This window comes from Pseudomonas sp. Irchel 3A5 (assembly GCF_900187575.1).
In the GTDB taxonomy this organism is placed as follows: domain Bacteria; phylum Pseudomonadota; class Gammaproteobacteria; order Pseudomonadales; family Pseudomonadaceae; genus Aquipseudomonas; species Aquipseudomonas folii.
On the sequence record NZ_FYDU01000001.1, the window covers coordinates 335104 to 350878 of the forward strand.

At 58.5% G+C, this 15775-nt stretch carries 12 protein-coding genes; 8 read left to right on the plus strand and 4 right to left on the minus strand.

What is annotated here, in order from left to right; genetic code table 11:
• Window positions 1-8: 8 nt before the first annotated feature.
• From CKW31_RS01320 to CKW31_RS01350, 7 genes are all read left to right on the plus strand, one after another.
• Entirely contained in the window at window positions 9-1259 is a 1251-nt protein-coding gene (locus tag CKW31_RS01320) for a sarcosine oxidase subunit beta family protein (protein WP_032628141.1), read from the plus strand.
• Window positions 1260-1273: 14 nt separating this feature from the next.
• On the plus strand, window positions 1274-1597 hold the full coding sequence (locus tag CKW31_RS01325) for a sarcosine oxidase subunit delta (RefSeq protein ID WP_087265976.1): 324 nt from the start codon (window positions 1274-1276) through the stop codon (window positions 1595-1597).
• On the plus strand, window positions 1594-4611 hold the full coding sequence (locus tag CKW31_RS01330; protein WP_095092537.1) for a sarcosine oxidase subunit alpha: 3018 nt from the start codon (window positions 1594-1596) through the stop codon (window positions 4609-4611). Before CKW31_RS01325 ends, CKW31_RS01330 begins: the two co-directional genes overlap by 4 nt.
• Before the next feature lie 156 nt (window positions 4612-4767).
• Window positions 4768-5400, plus strand: a complete 633-nt coding sequence (locus CKW31_RS01335; RefSeq protein ID WP_095092538.1) for a sarcosine oxidase subunit gamma — start codon at window positions 4768-4770, stop codon at window positions 5398-5400.
• 117 nt (window positions 5401-5517) lie between these two features.
• Window positions 5518-6375 (plus strand): formyltetrahydrofolate deformylase, encoded by an 858-nt coding sequence (purU, locus tag CKW31_RS01340; protein WP_027898965.1) that lies wholly within the window; start codon window positions 5518-5520, stop codon window positions 6373-6375.
• Between the two features lie 194 nt (window positions 6376-6569).
• On the plus strand, window positions 6570-7769 hold the full coding sequence (fdhA, locus tag CKW31_RS01345; RefSeq protein WP_095092539.1) for a formaldehyde dehydrogenase, glutathione-independent: 1200 nt from the start codon (window positions 6570-6572) through the stop codon (window positions 7767-7769).
• A gap of 225 nt (window positions 7770-7994) precedes the next feature.
• Window positions 7995-8564, plus strand: a complete 570-nt coding sequence (locus tag CKW31_RS01350; protein ID WP_095092540.1) for a DUF2780 domain-containing protein — start codon at window positions 7995-7997, stop codon at window positions 8562-8564.
• Window positions 8565-8579: 15 nt separating this feature from the next.
• On the opposite strand, the gene CKW31_RS01355 is transcribed toward CKW31_RS01350, so the two are convergent.
• The gene (locus CKW31_RS01355; RefSeq protein WP_095092542.1) at window positions 8580-9473 is read right to left on the minus strand and encodes an acyltransferase; all 894 of its coding nucleotides are present in this window, start codon (window positions 9471-9473) and stop codon (window positions 8580-8582) included.
• 290 nt (window positions 9474-9763) lie between these two features.
• Here CKW31_RS01355 and CKW31_RS01360 point away from each other — a divergent pair, with 290 nt between their 5' ends.
• Window positions 9764-10264: an ATP-dependent zinc protease gene (locus CKW31_RS01360; protein WP_095092544.1), complete on the plus strand. Its 501-nt coding sequence runs from the start codon at window positions 9764-9766 to the stop codon at window positions 10262-10264.
• Window positions 10265-10525: 261 nt separating this feature from the next.
• Here the strand turns inward: CKW31_RS01360 and mdoH are convergent, their stop codons facing one another.
• The 3 genes from mdoH to dtd all read right to left on the minus strand — a co-directional run bounded on the left by mdoH (window position 10526) and on the right by dtd (window position 15726).
• A complete protein-coding gene (gene mdoH / locus CKW31_RS01365) occupies window positions 10526-13105 on the minus strand; it encodes a glucans biosynthesis glucosyltransferase MdoH (protein ID WP_095092546.1) in 2580 nt (859 codons plus the stop codon).
• A complete protein-coding gene (locus CKW31_RS01370; RefSeq protein WP_176469757.1) occupies window positions 13098-15029 on the minus strand; it encodes a glucan biosynthesis protein G in 1932 nt (643 codons plus the stop codon). The genes mdoH and CKW31_RS01370 overlap by 8 nt, the downstream gene beginning before the upstream one ends.
• 259 nt (window positions 15030-15288) lie before the next feature.
• A complete protein-coding gene (gene dtd / locus CKW31_RS01375; protein WP_095092549.1) occupies window positions 15289-15726 on the minus strand; it encodes a D-aminoacyl-tRNA deacylase in 438 nt (145 codons plus the stop codon).
• Window positions 15727-15775: the final 49 nt, after the last annotated feature.

Consider the following 15775-nt stretch of genomic DNA (forward strand, 5'->3'; position numbering starts at 1 on the left):
AGTTATTCATGCAGCATTACTCAGGCTTCGGCCTTCTCAAGCACTCCCTCAGCCATCACGAAAACTGGCAGCGCATGTGGCGCACGCCTACCCCGAAAAAAGTCTACGACGTGGTCATCGTCGGTGGCGGCGGGCACGGTCTGGCGACTGCCTATTACCTTGCTAAAGAGCACGGCATCACCAATGTGGCCGTAGTCGAGAAAGGCTGGCTGGGCGGCGGCAACACGGCGCGTAACACGACTATCGTGCGTTCCAACTACCTGTGGGATGAGTCGGCGCATCTGTACGAACACGCGATGAAACTGTGGGAAGGCCTTTCGCAAGACCTGAACTACAACGTGATGTTCTCCCAGCGCGGCGTTTACAACCTGTGCCACACCCTGCAGGACATGCGTGATTCGGAGCGTCGGGTCAGCGCCAACCGCCTTAATGGCGTGGACGGCGAATTGCTCAACGGCAAGCAGGTGGCGGACGAAATCCCGTACCTCGATTGCTCCAAAAATACCCGCTACCCCATTATCGGCGCCACTGTGCAACGTCGCGGCGGCGTAGCCCGTCACGATGCCGTGGCGTGGGGTTTTGCCCGCGCCGCTGATGCCTTGGGCGTGGACCTGATCCAGCAAACCGAAGTGACCGGCTTCCGCAAGGAAAACGGCGTGTGCATCGGTGTGGAAACCAATAAAGGCTTCATCGGCGCCAAGCGCGTCGGCGTGGTGACCGCCGGTAACTCGGGGCACATGGCGAAACTCGCCGGCTTCCGTTTGCCGATTGAATCCCACCCGCTGCAAGCGCTGGTGTCCGAGCCGATCAAGCCGATTATCGACAGCGTGATCATGTCCAATGCGGTACACGGTTACATCAGCCAGTCCGACAAGGGCGACCTGGTGATCGGTGCCGGTATCGACGGCTGGGTGGGCTATGGTCAGCGTGGTTCGTACCCGGTGATCGAACACACGATTCAGGCCATCGTCGAGATGTTCCCGGTACTGTCCCGCGTGCGCATGAACCGCCAGTGGGGCGGCATCGTCGACACCACGCCGGATGCCTGCCCGATCATTTCCAAGACCCCCGTGCCGAACATGTTCTTCAACTGCGGTTGGGGCACCGGTGGCTTCAAGGCTACGCCGGGCTCGGGCAACGTGTTTGCGGCAAGTCTGGCTAAAGGTGAAATGCATCCATTGGCCAAACCTTTCTCCATCGACCGTTTCCACAACGGCGCGTTGATCGATGAACACGGCGCAGCCGCGGTCGCCCACTAAGAGGAGCACTACCTATGCTGCACATCTTCTGTCCTCACTGTGGCGAACTGCGCTCCGAAGAGGAATTCCACGCTTCAGGCCAGGCTCACATCCCGCGTCCACTGGACCCGGCCGCCTGCACCGACGAGCAATGGGGCGACTACATGTTCTTCCGCGATAACCCACGCGGGCTGCATCACGAACTGTGGATCCACGCCGCTGGCTGCCGTCAGTACTTCAACGCGACCCGCGACACCGTGACTTACGAAATTCTCGAAACCTACCCGATTGGCACCAAGCCGCAGTTCAGAAACCCTGCGTTTGAGAAGACAGCCAGCGGCGAGGGAGACCAGGTATGAGCCAGACCAACCGACTGCCCAACGGCGGCCGCATAGACCGCAGCAAGGTCCTGAACTTCAACTTCAATGGCCAGACTTATCAGGGCTTCGAAGGCGACACATTAGCCGCCGCTCTGCTGGCCAATGGCGTGGACATCATCGGCCGCAGCTTCAAATATTCCCGCCCTCGCGGCATCTTCGCTGCGGGCTCCGAAGAGCCGAACGCAGTACTGCAGATCGGCGCAACCGAAGCGACCCAAATCCCCAACGTGCGGGCCACGCAACAAGCGCTGTATTCGGGTCTGGTCGCAACCAGCACCAACGGCTGGCCGAGCGTGAACAATGACGTGATGGGAATTCTCGGCAAAGTCGGCGGCAAGCTGATGCCACCGGGTTTCTACTACAAAACCTTCATGTACCCGCAATCGTTCTGGATGACTTACGAGAAGTACATTCGTAAGGCTGCTGGCCTTGGTCGTTCGCCGACCGAAAACGATCCGGACACCTACGACAACATGAACCGGCACTGCGACGTGCTGATCGTTGGCGGTGGCCCGGCGGGTCTGGCGGCGGCTCTGGCTTCAGCCCGCAGCGGTGCCCGAGTCATTCTGGCCGACGAGCAGGAAGAATTCGGCGGCAGCCTCCTGGACAGCCGCGAAAGCCTCGACGGCAAACCGGCTGCTGAATGGGTCGCCACCGTTATCGCTGAGCTGAAAAGCCTGAAGAACGTGGTGTTGCTGCCTCGCGCCACGGTCAACGGCTATCACGATCATAACTTCCTGACCATTCATGAGCGGCTGACAGACCACCTTGGTGATCGTGCGCCTATCGGTCAGGTCCGTCAGCGCATGCATCGGGTTCGCGCCAAACGTGTAGTGCTGGCCACCGGTACTCACGAACGCCCATTGGTCTACGGTAACAACGACGTGCCGGGCAACATGCTGGCCGGTGCCGTTTCCACTTATGTGCGCCGTTATGGCGTGGCACCGGGCAAGAAACTGGTGTTGTCCACCAACAACGACCACGCCTACCGCGTCGCACTGGATTGGCTCGACGCCAGCCTGCAAGTGGTAGCGATTGCCGATGCGCGTCACAACCCACGCGGCGCGCTGGTTGAAGAGGCTCGCGCCAAAGGCATTCGGATTCTGACCGGCAGCGCCGTGATCGAAGCCCGTGGCAGCAAGCACGTCACCGCCGCTCGTGTGGCAGCGATTGATGTAAAAGCTCATCGCGTAACCAGCCCTGGCGAATGGCTCGAATGCGATCTGGTTGCCAGCTCCGGTGGCTACAGCCCTATCGTTCACCTCGCTTCGCACCTGGGCGGCAAACCCGTCTGGCGTGAAGACATTCTCGGTTTCGTACCGGGCGAAGCGCCGCAGAAGCGCGTTTGCGTCGGCGGCGTGAATGGCGTCTACGCGCTGGGCGACACGCTGGCTGATGGTTTCGAGGGTGGCGTGCGCGCGGCCAGCGAAGCCGGGTTCAAAGTCGTCGAAGGTGTCTTGCCGAAAGCTCTGAGCCGTGCGGAAGAACCGACGCTGGCGCTGTTCCAGGTGCCGCATGACAAACCGACTGCCCGTGCGCCGAAGCAGTTCGTCGACCTGCAGAACGACGTCACTGCTGCCGCCATTGAGCTAGCGACCCGTGAAGGCTTCGAGTCGGTTGAGCACGTCAAACGTTACACCGCTCTGGGCTTCGGCACCGATCAAGGCAAGCTGGGCAACGTCAACGGTCTGGCCATTGCCGCACGCTCGCTGAACGTTTCCATTCCGGAAATGGGCACCACCATGTTCCGCCCGAACTACACCCCCGTGACCTTCGGCGCGGTAGCCGGTCGGCACTGCGGGCATATCTTCGAGCCTGTGCGCTTCACTGCCCTGCACGCTTGGCACGTGAGAAACGGTGCCGAATTCGAAGATGTCGGCCAGTGGAAACGCCCGTGGTACTTCCCGAAAGCCGGTGAAGACATCCATGCGGCTGTGGCCCGCGAATGCAAAGCCGTACGTGAAAGCGTCGGCCTGCTGGACGCTTCGACCCTCGGCAAAATCGACATTCAAGGCCCGGATGCCCGCGAGTTCCTGAATCGCATCTACACCAACGCCTGGACCAAGCTCGATGTGGGCAAGGCGCGCTACGGCCTGATGTGTAAAGAGGACGGCATGGTCTTCGACGACGGGGTTACCGCCTGTGTCGCCGACAACCATTTCATCATGACCACCACTACAGGCGGCGCGGCTCGCGTGCTGCAATGGCTGGAAATCTATCAACAGACTGAATGGCCTGATCTGAAGGTGTACTTCACCTCCGTGACCGACCATTACGCGACCCTGACGCTGTCTGGCCCGAACAGCCGTAAGCTGCTCAGCGAAGTGACCGACATCGATCTGGACCGTGAGGCGTTCCCGTTCATGACCTGGAAAGAAGGTCTGGTCGGTGGCGTTCCGGCACGGGTGTTCCGTATCTCGTTCACCGGCGAGCTGTCGTATGAGGTCAACATCCAGGCCGACTATGCGATGGGGGTGCTGGAAAAAATCATCGAAGCCGGCAAACAGTACAACCTCACGCCGTACGGCACCGAGACCATGCACGTACTGCGTGCCGAGAAGGGTTTCATCATCGTGGGTCAGGACACCGACGGCTCGATGACCCCGGAAGATCTGAATATGGGCTGGTGTGTTGGCCGCACAAAACCGTTCTCGTGGATCGGTCAACGAGGCATGAATCGCGAAGACTGTGTGCGTGAACAACGCAAGCAACTGGTCGGACTCAAGCCAATTGATCCCACCAAATGGCTGCCAGAAGGTGCGCAACTGGTGTTCGATCCTAAACAGTCGATCCCGATGACCATGGTCGGTCATGTGACCTCCAGCTATGCGGCCAACTCGCTCGGCTATTCGTTTGCCATGGGCGTGGTCAAAGGCGGCCTGAAGCGCATGGGCGAGCGGGTGTTCTCACCTCAGGCGGATGGCAGCGTGATCGAAGCCGAAATTGTCTCCTCGGTGTTCTTCGATCCGAAGGGTGAGCAGCAGAACGTTTGATGGCTGGCCTCGCTCCTGTGGGAGCAGTGCTTGCCCGCGATGAACGATGACACGGTGTATCTGAAAGACCGAGTTGACCTTATCGCGGGCAAGCACCGCTCCCACAGGGAGTAAGCGGCGTTCCGGCAACACAACAGAATTCAGAACAGGTGCTCTATGACCACAGCCAACGTTTACCAGCAGCGGCCAACGACCGGCGAGAAAGCCGAGTCACCGTTGTTCCACGCCGACCTCAACAGCCTGGTCGGTAAAGGTCGCGCCAACCCTGGTGTGATCCTGCGCGAGAAAAAATTACTCGGGCATCTGACCATCCGTGGCGACGCTCACGACCCGGCTTTCGCCGCAGGCATCCACAAGGCACTGGGCATGGAATTGCCCGGCGCACTGGCACTGGTGATCAGTGGCGACAGCTCGATCCAGTGGCTTGGCCCGGATGAATGGCTGCTGATCGTGCCGACCGGTGAAGAATTCGCCGTAGAGCAGAAGCTGCGCCAAGAACTGACCGGTCTGCACATCGCTATCGTCAATGTCAGCGGCGGTCAGTCCATCCTCGAATTGAGCGGCCCGAAAGTCCGCGAAGTGCTGATGAAGTCCACCAGCTATGACGTGCATCCGGACAACTTCCCGGTGGGTAAAGCCGTCGGCACGGTATTCGCGAAATCCCAACTGGTGATCCGTCGCACCGGCGAAGACACCTGGGAGCTACTGATCCGCCGCAGCTTCGCCGATTACTGGTGGCTGTGGTTGCAGGATGCGAGTGCCGAGTACGGCCTGACCATTCAGGCCTGAGTACGCACCCCGGTAGGAGCGAACTTGTTCGCGAGACGCCATACCAGACACAACGCGTCGTCAGTCTCGCCAACAAGTTGCCTCCTACCGCGAAATCATGATTTCAGGAGTTGATTAATGAGCCGCGCCCCCGACACATGGATTCTGACCGCCGACTGCCCAAGCGTACTGGGCACGGTGGACGCGGTGACCCGCTACTTGTTCGAGCAGGGCTGCTACGTCACCGAGCACCACTCTTTCGACGATCGCCTGTCCGGCCGATTCTTCATCCGGGTTGAATTCCGTCAGCCAGATGGCTTTGACGAACAAGGTTTCCGCGCAGGTTTGACTGAACGCGGCGAAGCCTTTGGCATGATCTTCGAGCTGACTGCGCCGAACTATCGGCCAAAAGTCGTGATCATGGTTTCCAAAGCCGATCACTGCCTCAACGATCTGCTCTATCGGCAGCGTATCAACCAACTGTCCATGGACGTGGTTGCGGTGGTGTCCAACCATCCGGATCTGGAGCCGTTGGCGCGCTGGCATGAAATTCCGTACTACCATTTCCCCCTGGACCCAAACGACAAGCCCGCTCAGGAAAGCAAAGTCTGGCAGGTGATCGAAGAGTCAGGTGCCGAGCTGGTGATTCTTGCCCGCTACATGCAGGTGCTGTCGCCGGACCTGTGCCGCAAGCTGGACGGCAAGGCGATCAATATTCATCACTCGCTGCTCCCGGGCTTCAAAGGCGCCAAGCCGTACCATCAGGCTTACAACAAAGGCGTGAAACTGGTGGGTGCCACCGCGCATTACATTAATAACGATCTGGATGAAGGTCCGATCATTGCCCAGGGCGTGGAGGTGGTGGATCACAGTCATTACCCCGAAGACCTGATCGCCAAAGGCCGCGACATCGAAGGCCTGACACTGGCCCGGGCGGTGGGTTATCACATAGAACGGCGTGTATTTCTTAACGCCAACAGGACTGTCGTCCTGTAAACCAATCGTGGTAGGAGCGAACTTGTTCGCGAGGCGATGCACCTGAAACACCGCGTCGCCTGCCTCGCCAACAAGTTGCCTCCTACCGGGCATCAATATCAAGCAAACACCCAGAGCAATCCTTGCGTTGCTTGCAACACCAAAAAAAAGCAGCGCATTTCCCCGCGACATAACAACAAAATCGAGGTGAAAGAATGGCTGACAATCGTGGTGTGGTGTATCTCGGCGCTGGCAAGGTCGAAGTACAGAAAATCGACTATCCGAAAATGCAGGACCCGCGTGGGCGCAAGATCGAACACGGCGTTATCCTGCGGGTAGTTTCCACCAATATCTGTGGCTCGGACCAGCACATGGTTCGCGGCCGTACCACTGCACAAACCGGCTTGGTACTGGGCCATGAAATCACTGGCGAAGTGATCGAAAAAGGCACTGGCGTCGAGAATCTGAAGATCGGCGACCTGGTATCGGTGCCCTTCAACGTGGCGTGCGGTTTGTGCCGATCCTGCAAGGAACAACATACCGGCGTCTGCCTGACCGTCAATCCGGCTCGCCCGGGCGGTGCGTACGGTTACGTCGACATGGGTGACTGGACCGGTGGCCAGGCCGAATACGTGCTAGTGCCCTATGCCGACTTCAACTTGCTCAAGCTGCCTGACCGTGACCGGGCGATGGAAAAGATCCGCGACCTGACCTGCCTCTCCGACATTCTGCCCACTGGTTATCACGGCGCAGTCACAGCCGGTGTAGGTCCGGGCAGTACGGTGTACATCGCTGGTGCAGGCCCGGTTGGTCTGGCGGCTGCGGCATCCGCCCGTCTGCTGGGCGCAGCGGTGGTCATCATCGGTGACGTGAACCCTGCTCGTCTGGTCCATGCCAAGGCTCAGGGTTTTGAAATTGCTGACCTGTCCCTCGATACCCCGCTGCACGAGCAGATCGCCGCACTGTTGGGCGAGCCGGAAGTGGACTGCGCCGTCGACGCCGTAGGCTTCGAAGCACGTGGCCATGGCCATGCGGGTGTGCAGCATGAGGCACCGGCCACTGTCCTCAACTCATTGATGGGCGTGGTCCGTGTAGCGGGCAAGATCGGTATTCCCGGTCTCTACGTCACTGAAGATCCGGGTGCTGTCGATGCCGCTGCAAAAATGGGCAGCCTGAGTATCCGCTTCGGTCTGGGCTGGGCCAAATCCCACAGCTTCCACACAGGCCAGACGCCCGTGATGAAGTACAACCGCCAGTTGATGCAGGCCATCATGTGGGATCGCATCAAAATCGCTGACATTGTTGGAGTGGAGGTCATCAGCCTCGACGACGCGCCACGCGGTTATGGCGAGTTCGATGCCGGTGTGCCGAAGAAGTTTGTGATTGATCCGCATAAGTTGTTCAGCGCGGCGTAAGTCGCACTTTATCACGCTGAAACTGCGTCGGTCCCATCGCGGGCAAGCCTCGCTCCCACAGGAAAATGCGATCAACTGTGGGAGCGAGGCTTGCCCGCGATGGGACCGACGCAGGCTCGCTTCAACTCACGTGACGAACGCAAGGAACATTGCCACCCCGCTCAAGGTCGAACACGTGTTTCTACCGGCAGCTGCCGGATTTTCTGGCTTGAGGGGTTTGTTGCAATGAAGATTTCACGCGGTGTAGCACTGGCAACCTTGATGGCCCTTGCCGCTGGCCCGGTGTTCGCTTTCAATCTGAATGACGCGGCCAACGCTGTGTCCAACGCCACCAACAGCAATCAGAAAGCCACCGCAGCGCCTGAAGCTGCAGGCCTGCTCAATCTGTTGGGCACCAACCTTAATGTCACCCCTGAGCAAGCCGTTGGCGGCACGGGCGCTTTGCTGGGTCTGGCGAAGAACAAACTCGCCGGCAACGATTACAGCCAACTGAGCAAATCTGTTCCCGGCCTCGACCAGCTCGCTGGCAACGGTGCACTGAGCAGCCTTGGCAGCCTGAATGGCCTGGGAGGTCTGTTGGGCAACTCCGGCAACAGCGCTGAAAGCTCGGTGCTGAACAGTGCGTTGGGTAACGTACAAAGCATGGGCGATGTGAACAAGGCGTTCAGTGCTTTGGGCATGGACAGCTCAATGGTCAGCCAGTTTGTACCACTGATTCTGCAATACCTGGGTCAACAAGGTGCTGGCGGGTCAGCACTGCAAAGCCTGAGCAGCGTGTGGGGCGCAGGCAGCTGATTCAGCGCTGATCCTTCAATCCTGGGACGCATCGCCTCGCAAGGTGGCGATGCGTGCGTTCTTCTCTTCCCACAGCTTATTGACCCAGCCCTGAACTTTCTCGCGAAACAACAGATCGTTCTCGTAATCGCCCTGCCATAACGCCGGATCCAGCTCCCGCGTCTGGATATCGATGATCACCCTTGGAACATCACCGCAGAGCAGATTCCAGAACCCCGGAATGCGCTCGCCCGGATAGACCACCGTTACGTCCAGAATCGCATCCAGCTTTTCCCCCATGGCCGCCAACACGAACGCCACCCCTCCCGCCTTGGGCTTTAGCAGATGTGAATAGGGCGAGTTCTGTTCAGCATGTTTGGCTGCAGTGAACCGCGTGCCTTCCAGATAGTTAACCACGGTCACTGGCTGATTTTTGTACAGCTCGCAGGCCTGACGAGTGATTTCCAGATCATGCCCCTTGAGCTCCGGATGCTTAGCCAGGAAGGCCTTGCTGTAGCGCTTCATGAACGGGTAATCCAGCGCCCACCAGGCCAGACCCAACAGCGGTACCCAGATCAGTTCTTTCTTCAGGAAGAATTTGAAAAACGGCGTGCGGCGGTTCAACGCTTGAATCAGCGCGGGGATATCGACCCACGACTGGTGATTGCTGATCACCAGATAAGAGGTGTCGCTGCGCAAGCCTTCATCACCGCGAATTTCCCAGCGGGTAGGAATGCACAGCGAGAAAATCAGCTTGTCGACTTCAGCCCAGGTTTCGGCAATCCATACCACCGCTTGCGAGCAGCTCTCGCGTAACTGACCGCTGAAAGTCAGCTTGAGCAGGCCGAAGATCAGTAACGGACCGATCATGACCAGCGTGTTAAGCAACAACAGCAATGTGACAAAACAGCCAGTGAGCAGGCGACGCATACGGATCTCTGGAGGACTACAAGGGTCGCCATGATAAAGAGCAACAGCGCTAGCGCCAAATCCACTTGTCGCGGACAAATGTTTCACAAGGTTACGGGTAAGCTCTGGCCTGCGAACGATGTGTGATCGCGATGTCTAAAACGGCATGCTGCAAAACTGCTCTTGTGGGAGCGGTGCTTGCCCGCGATAAGGGCGACGCGATCTAAAGTGAACCGTGTCCAGCCTTATCGCGGGCAAGCACCGCTCCCACAAGGTGGATTGCATTTCAATTCAAAAAAGGTACCTACCCAGTGAAATCAACCCTGGCGCTATTGTCCCTGCTGGCATTGCCTGTCATGGCTGCCGAGCCGACGCTGTATGGTCGCTACGAAAATATCAAGGTCGCGGAAATCGGTGAAACCTTCAAAGCCAAGATGGACACCGGCGCGCTGACCGCGTCGCTGTCGGCCAAGGATATCGAGTTGTTCAAGCGCGATGGCGATGACTGGGTGCGCTTCCGCCTGGCGACCAAAGACGCCAGCAACAAGGTGTATGAACACAAGGTTTCCCGGATCAGCAAAATCAAGAGCCGCGCAGAAGGCGACGACGAGGACGAAGACCTCGATCCAACCAAACGCCCGGTTGTCGATCTTGAGCTGTGCCTGGGTAACGTCAAGCGAACGGTCGAGGTGAACCTGGTAGACCGCAGCCACTTCAACTACCCGCTGTTGATTGGTGCCAAGGCCTTGCGTGAGTTTGGCGCAGCGGTGAACCCGGCGCGGCGTTATACGGCGGATAAGCCGGATTGTTGATGAGGGGCAAGTGGATTACCACTGTGGGAGCTGAATTGAAATACATTCTGTAGGAGCTCACGAGCACCGCGAGGCAGCGATGGCGGTTAGTCTGATACACCGCGATCGCGGCCTCGCGGTGCTCGTGCGCTCCTACAGGTCCACCGCTTGGCGCGAGATAGCGGTGTGGTGGACACTGGGCCAACTCCCATAGGGATATTTTTCCAGCCCAATAAAAAACGGCGCCCTTGCGGGGCGCCGTTTTTGTTTACCAGCCTTGAATCAAGCGTGAACCAAAGAAGGCTCAGGCTCGCGCACGACCGGCTGCAAAGGCAGCAGCGGCGCGTGCGGGTCAGCGGCGACAGACTCTCGCCATGCATCCAGCCATTCAGGATGGTTTTCACTCCAGACCTGCTCATGCAGGCGACCCAGGGCAACCGGATCGCTGAGCAGCATGAGGCGGTCATGGTTGCTGAGTTTCTCAGGCCCGACTGCCAGTGCGTGACGTACACGTTCCATCCGTACGAACTCGATAGGCTCGGCGATCCGGTGGCGCGAAGTCGCCAGGGCGCAGGCCAGCGCGTTCTGTTGCGGATCGACCACAGCACGGATGAAGCCTTGCTTCAGCGCGTGCCAGCGGTTCTCGTGGGTGTACAGATCAGTCGAGACCAGTTCTTGCGGCGGCGTGTGCTCTTCCGGAATCAGGAAGAACTTCTCGTCGCGCGCCTTGAGGCCCAGACCGGTACGGCTGGAAATCACCGAAACCGGAATCGACAGCATCAGCGAACCGACAATCGGTGCCAGCCACCACAGGAAGCTCGGGTTCAACCAGGCCACGAGCAGGGCCCAGCAAGCACCCAGCAAGGTCTGCGGACCGTGACGCTTGACCGCTTCAAGCCAAGGCGTGGAGTCGTCGTCACGTTGCGGCGAGTTCCAGGTCGCAGCCCAGCCCAGGAAAGCAGCCAGCACGAAACGGGTGTGGAACAGCATGCGCACCGGAGCCAGCAGCACCGAGAACAGCATTTCCATCAGCATCGACAGGGTGACCTTGATCTTGCCCCCGTAACCGACCGCGCCTTTGGCCCAGATCAGAATGATGCTGAGCAGTTTAGGCAGGAACAGCAACACGATGGTCGTCGAGAACAGCGCAACGGCTTTTTCCGGGTGCCATTGTGGCCAGAGCGGATACAGCTGACGCGGTTCAAGGAAGTAGGTCGGCTCCATCAGTGTGTTCACCGCCAGCAAGGCTGTGGACAACACCAGGAAGAAGAACCACAACGGTGCCGACAGGTAAGACATCACGCCCGTCAGGAACACTGCGCGGTGAACCGGGTGCATGCCTTTTACCAGGAACAGCCTGAAGTTCATCAGGTTGCCGTGGCACCAGCGGCGGTCACGCTTGAGTTCATCGAGCAGGTTTGGCGGAAGCTCTTCATAGCTACCCGGCAGGTCGTAGGCAATCCACACGCCCCAGCCGGCACGACGCATCAAGGCCGCTTCAACGAAGTCGTGAGACAGGATCGCACCGGCAAAAGCCCCCTTACCTGGCAACGGCGCGAGGGCGCAGTGCTCGATAAACGGCTTCATGCGGATGATCGCGTTATGGCCCCAGTAGTGGGATTCACCCAACTGCCAGAAGTGCAGACCGGCCGTGAACAAAGGACCGTATACGCGAGTGGCAAACTGCTGCATGCGCGCATAAAGAGTGTCCATGCCCGACGCCCGTGGTGCGGTCTGGATGATACCGGCGTCCGGCGTGGCTTCCATCAAGCGCACCAGGCTGGTCAGACATTCACCGCTCATGACGCTGTCGGCATCAAGCACGACCATGTAACGGTAGTCACCGCCCCAGCGACGGCAGAAGTCGTCGAGGTTGCCGCTTTTGCGTTTTACGCGACGACGGCGACGGCGATAGAAGATCTTGCCGAAGCCTTTGGTCTCGCGGCACACGTCCAGCCAGGCCTGCTGTTCAGCAACGCAGATATCGGTCTCGTTACTGTCGCTGAGCACGAAGAAGTCGAAACGATCGAGGTCGCCAGTCGCCGCAACCGACTCGAAAGTCGCTCGCAAACCCGCAAACACACGCGGCACGTCTTCGTTGCAGATCGGCATGACCAACGCGGTACGAGCACCCTTTTCAATCGGCTCGTTACCCGCACTGGCACCGGAGATGCGGTACTTGTCACGGCCGGTCAGCAGTTCCAGGAAGCCCATCAAGGCGGTCCAGAAACCGGCTGAAACCCAACAGAACAGAATCCCGAAAAGCAGCAGGATGCTGGTCTGCAACGCATACGGCAGAACCTGCCACATGGTCTGCACGAAAGTCTGGTGAGTGATTTCGTCCAGCGAAACCAGCGACCAGCCCTGGTACGGCAGAATGCCTTTCATGTACCAGCCAGCCACGATGGTCTGGCCAAGCATCAGGATCAGCAGGATATAACGACGGATCGAACCCACGGTGCGCCAGCGCGCCTTGGGCAGATCACGCTCGACCTTTGGCTCGACCGGGTTACTGCGACCGGTCAGGCGACGCCACATGCGCACCAGAATATTGGTACGCCATGGCTCAGGCACGACTTTGGTACGACGAATCGGCGGCGTGGCCTTGAGGCACACACGACCGTTAGCGTCGAGCGTCAACATCTCGGCTTCTTCCAAAGCCTCGGCGGTGGTCAGCGTCAGCCGACGACCCACCGAAGCCTGAGCGGCTTCGGCAGGGTCGGTGACTGGCTGAGCAGACAAGCGCTCGTGCAACTCAGCGAACGAGGTGCAGCCAGCCAGTTCGGCTCGCTGCTCATCACTCATCGGGAGGTGCGCCAGGTACTCGCTGAGCGATACTGGCACCGGTACGGAATTACTCATCGGCTGGCAACTGGTAGCTCCAGGTCTCGGTCATGACTTGCAGCGTCTTGGCCGGTTCTGGATTGGTGGGTGCAGCTTCGGCTTCAGGCTGCTGGATCTCTTTGCCGTCTTTGTCTCTCGCGACATCAGCCTTGGCTACGTCTGCTTTGGCAGCATCAGCTGGCTTGGCGGCGTCAGATTTGGCGACATCTGCTGGCTTGGATGCATCTGCCTTGGCATCAGCAGGCTTGGCTGCGTCAGCTTTGGCTACATCGGCTTTCGAATCCTTCGCGGCGTCCGCAGGGGCTTCTTTCTTCGGAGCCTCTTTAGCCGCAGCTTTTTTCTCGTCACCGATGTGAGCCTTGTCAGCAACCAGTACCGCAGGTTCCTTGCCTGGCTCGGCCGGGATCTCGCGCAGCAGGTAAGCCTGCATCTCGATCGGCTTGTTGGTGTCCTTGACCTTGACCCGCAACGTCAGGCGATAGCCTTTGGTCACCGGGTTGTAGCGAAGGTTGTTTTCCACCAGCTCGGTGTTGGTGTCAGTCGTTACCTGGCTACGAATGGTCTTGTCTTCCGGCATCGATGCGAGGATCGGACCCACGAAATCGACCTGGAACGCAACGCTGCCGTCCAGTTGACGAATCAGGTTGGACTGACGGATGTCACCGGCGGAACGCAGAGTCTGCTTCACCCAGCCCAGATCAGGCGAGTGAATGGCTTTCTCATCCATGGTCCAGTGAATGCGATAGTTGAAGTCAACAGGCTCGCCCGGTGCTGGCAGGGTTTCCGGCTTCCAGAATGCAACGATGTTGTCGTTGGTTTCATCAGCAGTCGGGATCTCTACCAGATCGACGGTGCCTTTGCCCCAATCACCTTTCGGCTCGATCCATGCGCTCGGACGCTTGTCATAGCGGTCGTCCAGGTCTTCGTAGTTAGCGAAGTCGCGACCACGTTGCAGCAGACCGAAACCGCGCGGGTTCTCTACCGAGAAGCTGCTGACGGCCAGATGTTTAGGGTTAGTCAGTGGACGCCACAGCCATTGGCCGTTGGCAGCCTGAATCGACAGACCGTTGGAGTCGTGCAGCTCGCGGCGATAGTTCTGCACGCGCGAAGGCTGGTTGGCACCAAACAGGTACATGCTCGTCAGCGGAGCAACGCCCAGTTTGGAGACCTTGTCACGCAGGTACATGCGCGACTGGACGTCGACCAGCGTGTTGGTGCCCGGACGCAGGGTCAGCTTGTAGGCACCGGTTGCGCGAGGGGAGTCGAGCAGCGCGAAGATCACCAGATGGTTGTCATCAGCGCTTGGCTTCTCGATCCAGAATTCGGTGAAACGCGGGAACTCTTCACCAGACGGCAGCGCGGTATCGATCGCCATGCCACGTGCAGACAGACCGTAAACCTGACCTTTACCGATGACGCGGAAGTAGCTCGCGCCCAACATGGTCATGATTTCGTCTTGCTTGTCGTCTTTGTTGATCGGGTACAGAACGCGGAAACCGGCATAGCCGAGATTCTCGGTCGACTTGGGATCAAACTTCACATCGCCAAAATCAAAGCGGCTGGCGTCGTACTTGATCTCTTCAACGGTGGTCGAAGTGACTTCGTTGATTTTGACCGGGGTGTCGAAGTGCATACCCTGGTGATAGAACGAGACCTTGAACGGCGTTCTGTCGCCAGCCCATTCGGCACGATCCTCACGGAAACGGATTTTCTGGTAGTCCGCGAACTTCATGTCGCGGAACTCGGCGGGCAGATTGCTGCGCGGGGCTTCGTATTTCTTGTCGGCCAGTTCTTTCGCTCTGCTCGCTACGTCATCAAGACTAAACGCCCACAGTTGAGTGGCGCTGAACAGTGAGATCAGGGCTGAACTTGCCAATAGCGCGCTACGCAACCGCTTGCCAGGTGTCTTTACCGCATTACAGGGACTAACAATCACGAGCAACCCTCGCCGAAAACAGATGAAGAAACCAACGGCCAGCTATCAATTGCCGGGTTGGCGAGCACTGTTCCGACTCCAAAAGAACCTAATGATTCCCCAAACGGTGTCGGACCAGCTTTTGAACTTGCCAAACGGTGCCACAAACGCGGATACCCGGACGGCGCGATTATCTAGTAGCGCGTGCAACAACGCACCATGTCCAATGAAGTATTTATTGCTTTCCAGCCTAATAATTTCGGGGTTAGTAAACCAAATCAGTCCTTTAGCCCTCAAGCAGGAAAGTCACTGGGCCATCATTTATCAAATGGACTTGCATGTCTGCACCAAATTGGCCCGATTCGACCACTGCGTGCGAGCTTTTAGCCTGACTCAACAAATACTCGAACAACTCGGCTCCAAGGGCTGGCGGGGCTGCTTTCGAGAAGCTCGGCCGCATGCCGCTTTTGGTGTCGGCTGCCAGAGTGAACTGCGAAACCAGCAGCAAGCCACCTTCGACATCGCGCAAGGACAAATTCATCTTGCCATCTGCATCGCTGAACACCCGGTAATTGAGCAGCTTATGTAGCAGCTTGTCGGCACTGGCCTGCGTGTCTTGAGGCTCGACCCCCACCAGAACCATCAAACCCTGATTGATAGAGCCAACAATCTGCCCTTCAACTTCAACTCGTGCGCTGCTGACGCGTTGTAGCAAGCCTTTCATGTATCAAATTCCATATTGAATCTGCTGAAGATCTCTTGTGGGAGCGGTG

Coding starts and splice junctions, on each gene's coding strand:
- CKW31_RS01320 (WP_032628141.1), top strand. CDS start 9: ATGCAGCATTACTCAGGCTTCGGCCTTCTCAAGCACTCCCTCAGCCAT.
- CKW31_RS01325 (WP_087265976.1), top strand. CDS start 1,274: ATGCTGCACATCTTCTGTCCTCACTGTGGCGAACTGCGCTCCGAAGAG.
- CKW31_RS01330 (WP_095092537.1), top strand. CDS start 1,594: ATGAGCCAGACCAACCGACTGCCCAACGGCGGCCGCATAGACCGCAGC.
- CKW31_RS01335 (WP_095092538.1), top strand. CDS start 4,768: ATGACCACAGCCAACGTTTACCAGCAGCGGCCAACGACCGGCGAGAAA.
- purU (WP_027898965.1), top strand. CDS start 5,518: ATGAGCCGCGCCCCCGACACATGGATTCTGACCGCCGACTGCCCAAGC.
- fdhA (WP_095092539.1), top strand. CDS start 6,570: ATGGCTGACAATCGTGGTGTGGTGTATCTCGGCGCTGGCAAGGTCGAA.
- CKW31_RS01350 (WP_095092540.1), top strand. CDS start 7,995: ATGAAGATTTCACGCGGTGTAGCACTGGCAACCTTGATGGCCCTTGCC.
- CKW31_RS01355 (WP_095092542.1), bottom strand. CDS start 9,473: ATGCGTCGCCTGCTCACTGGCTGTTTTGTCACATTGCTGTTGTTGCTT.
- mdoH (WP_095092546.1), bottom strand. CDS start 13,105: ATGAGTAATTCCGTACCGGTGCCAGTATCGCTCAGCGAGTACCTGGCG.
- dtd (WP_095092549.1), bottom strand. CDS start 15,726: ATGAAAGGCTTGCTACAACGCGTCAGCAGCGCACGAGTTGAAGTTGAA.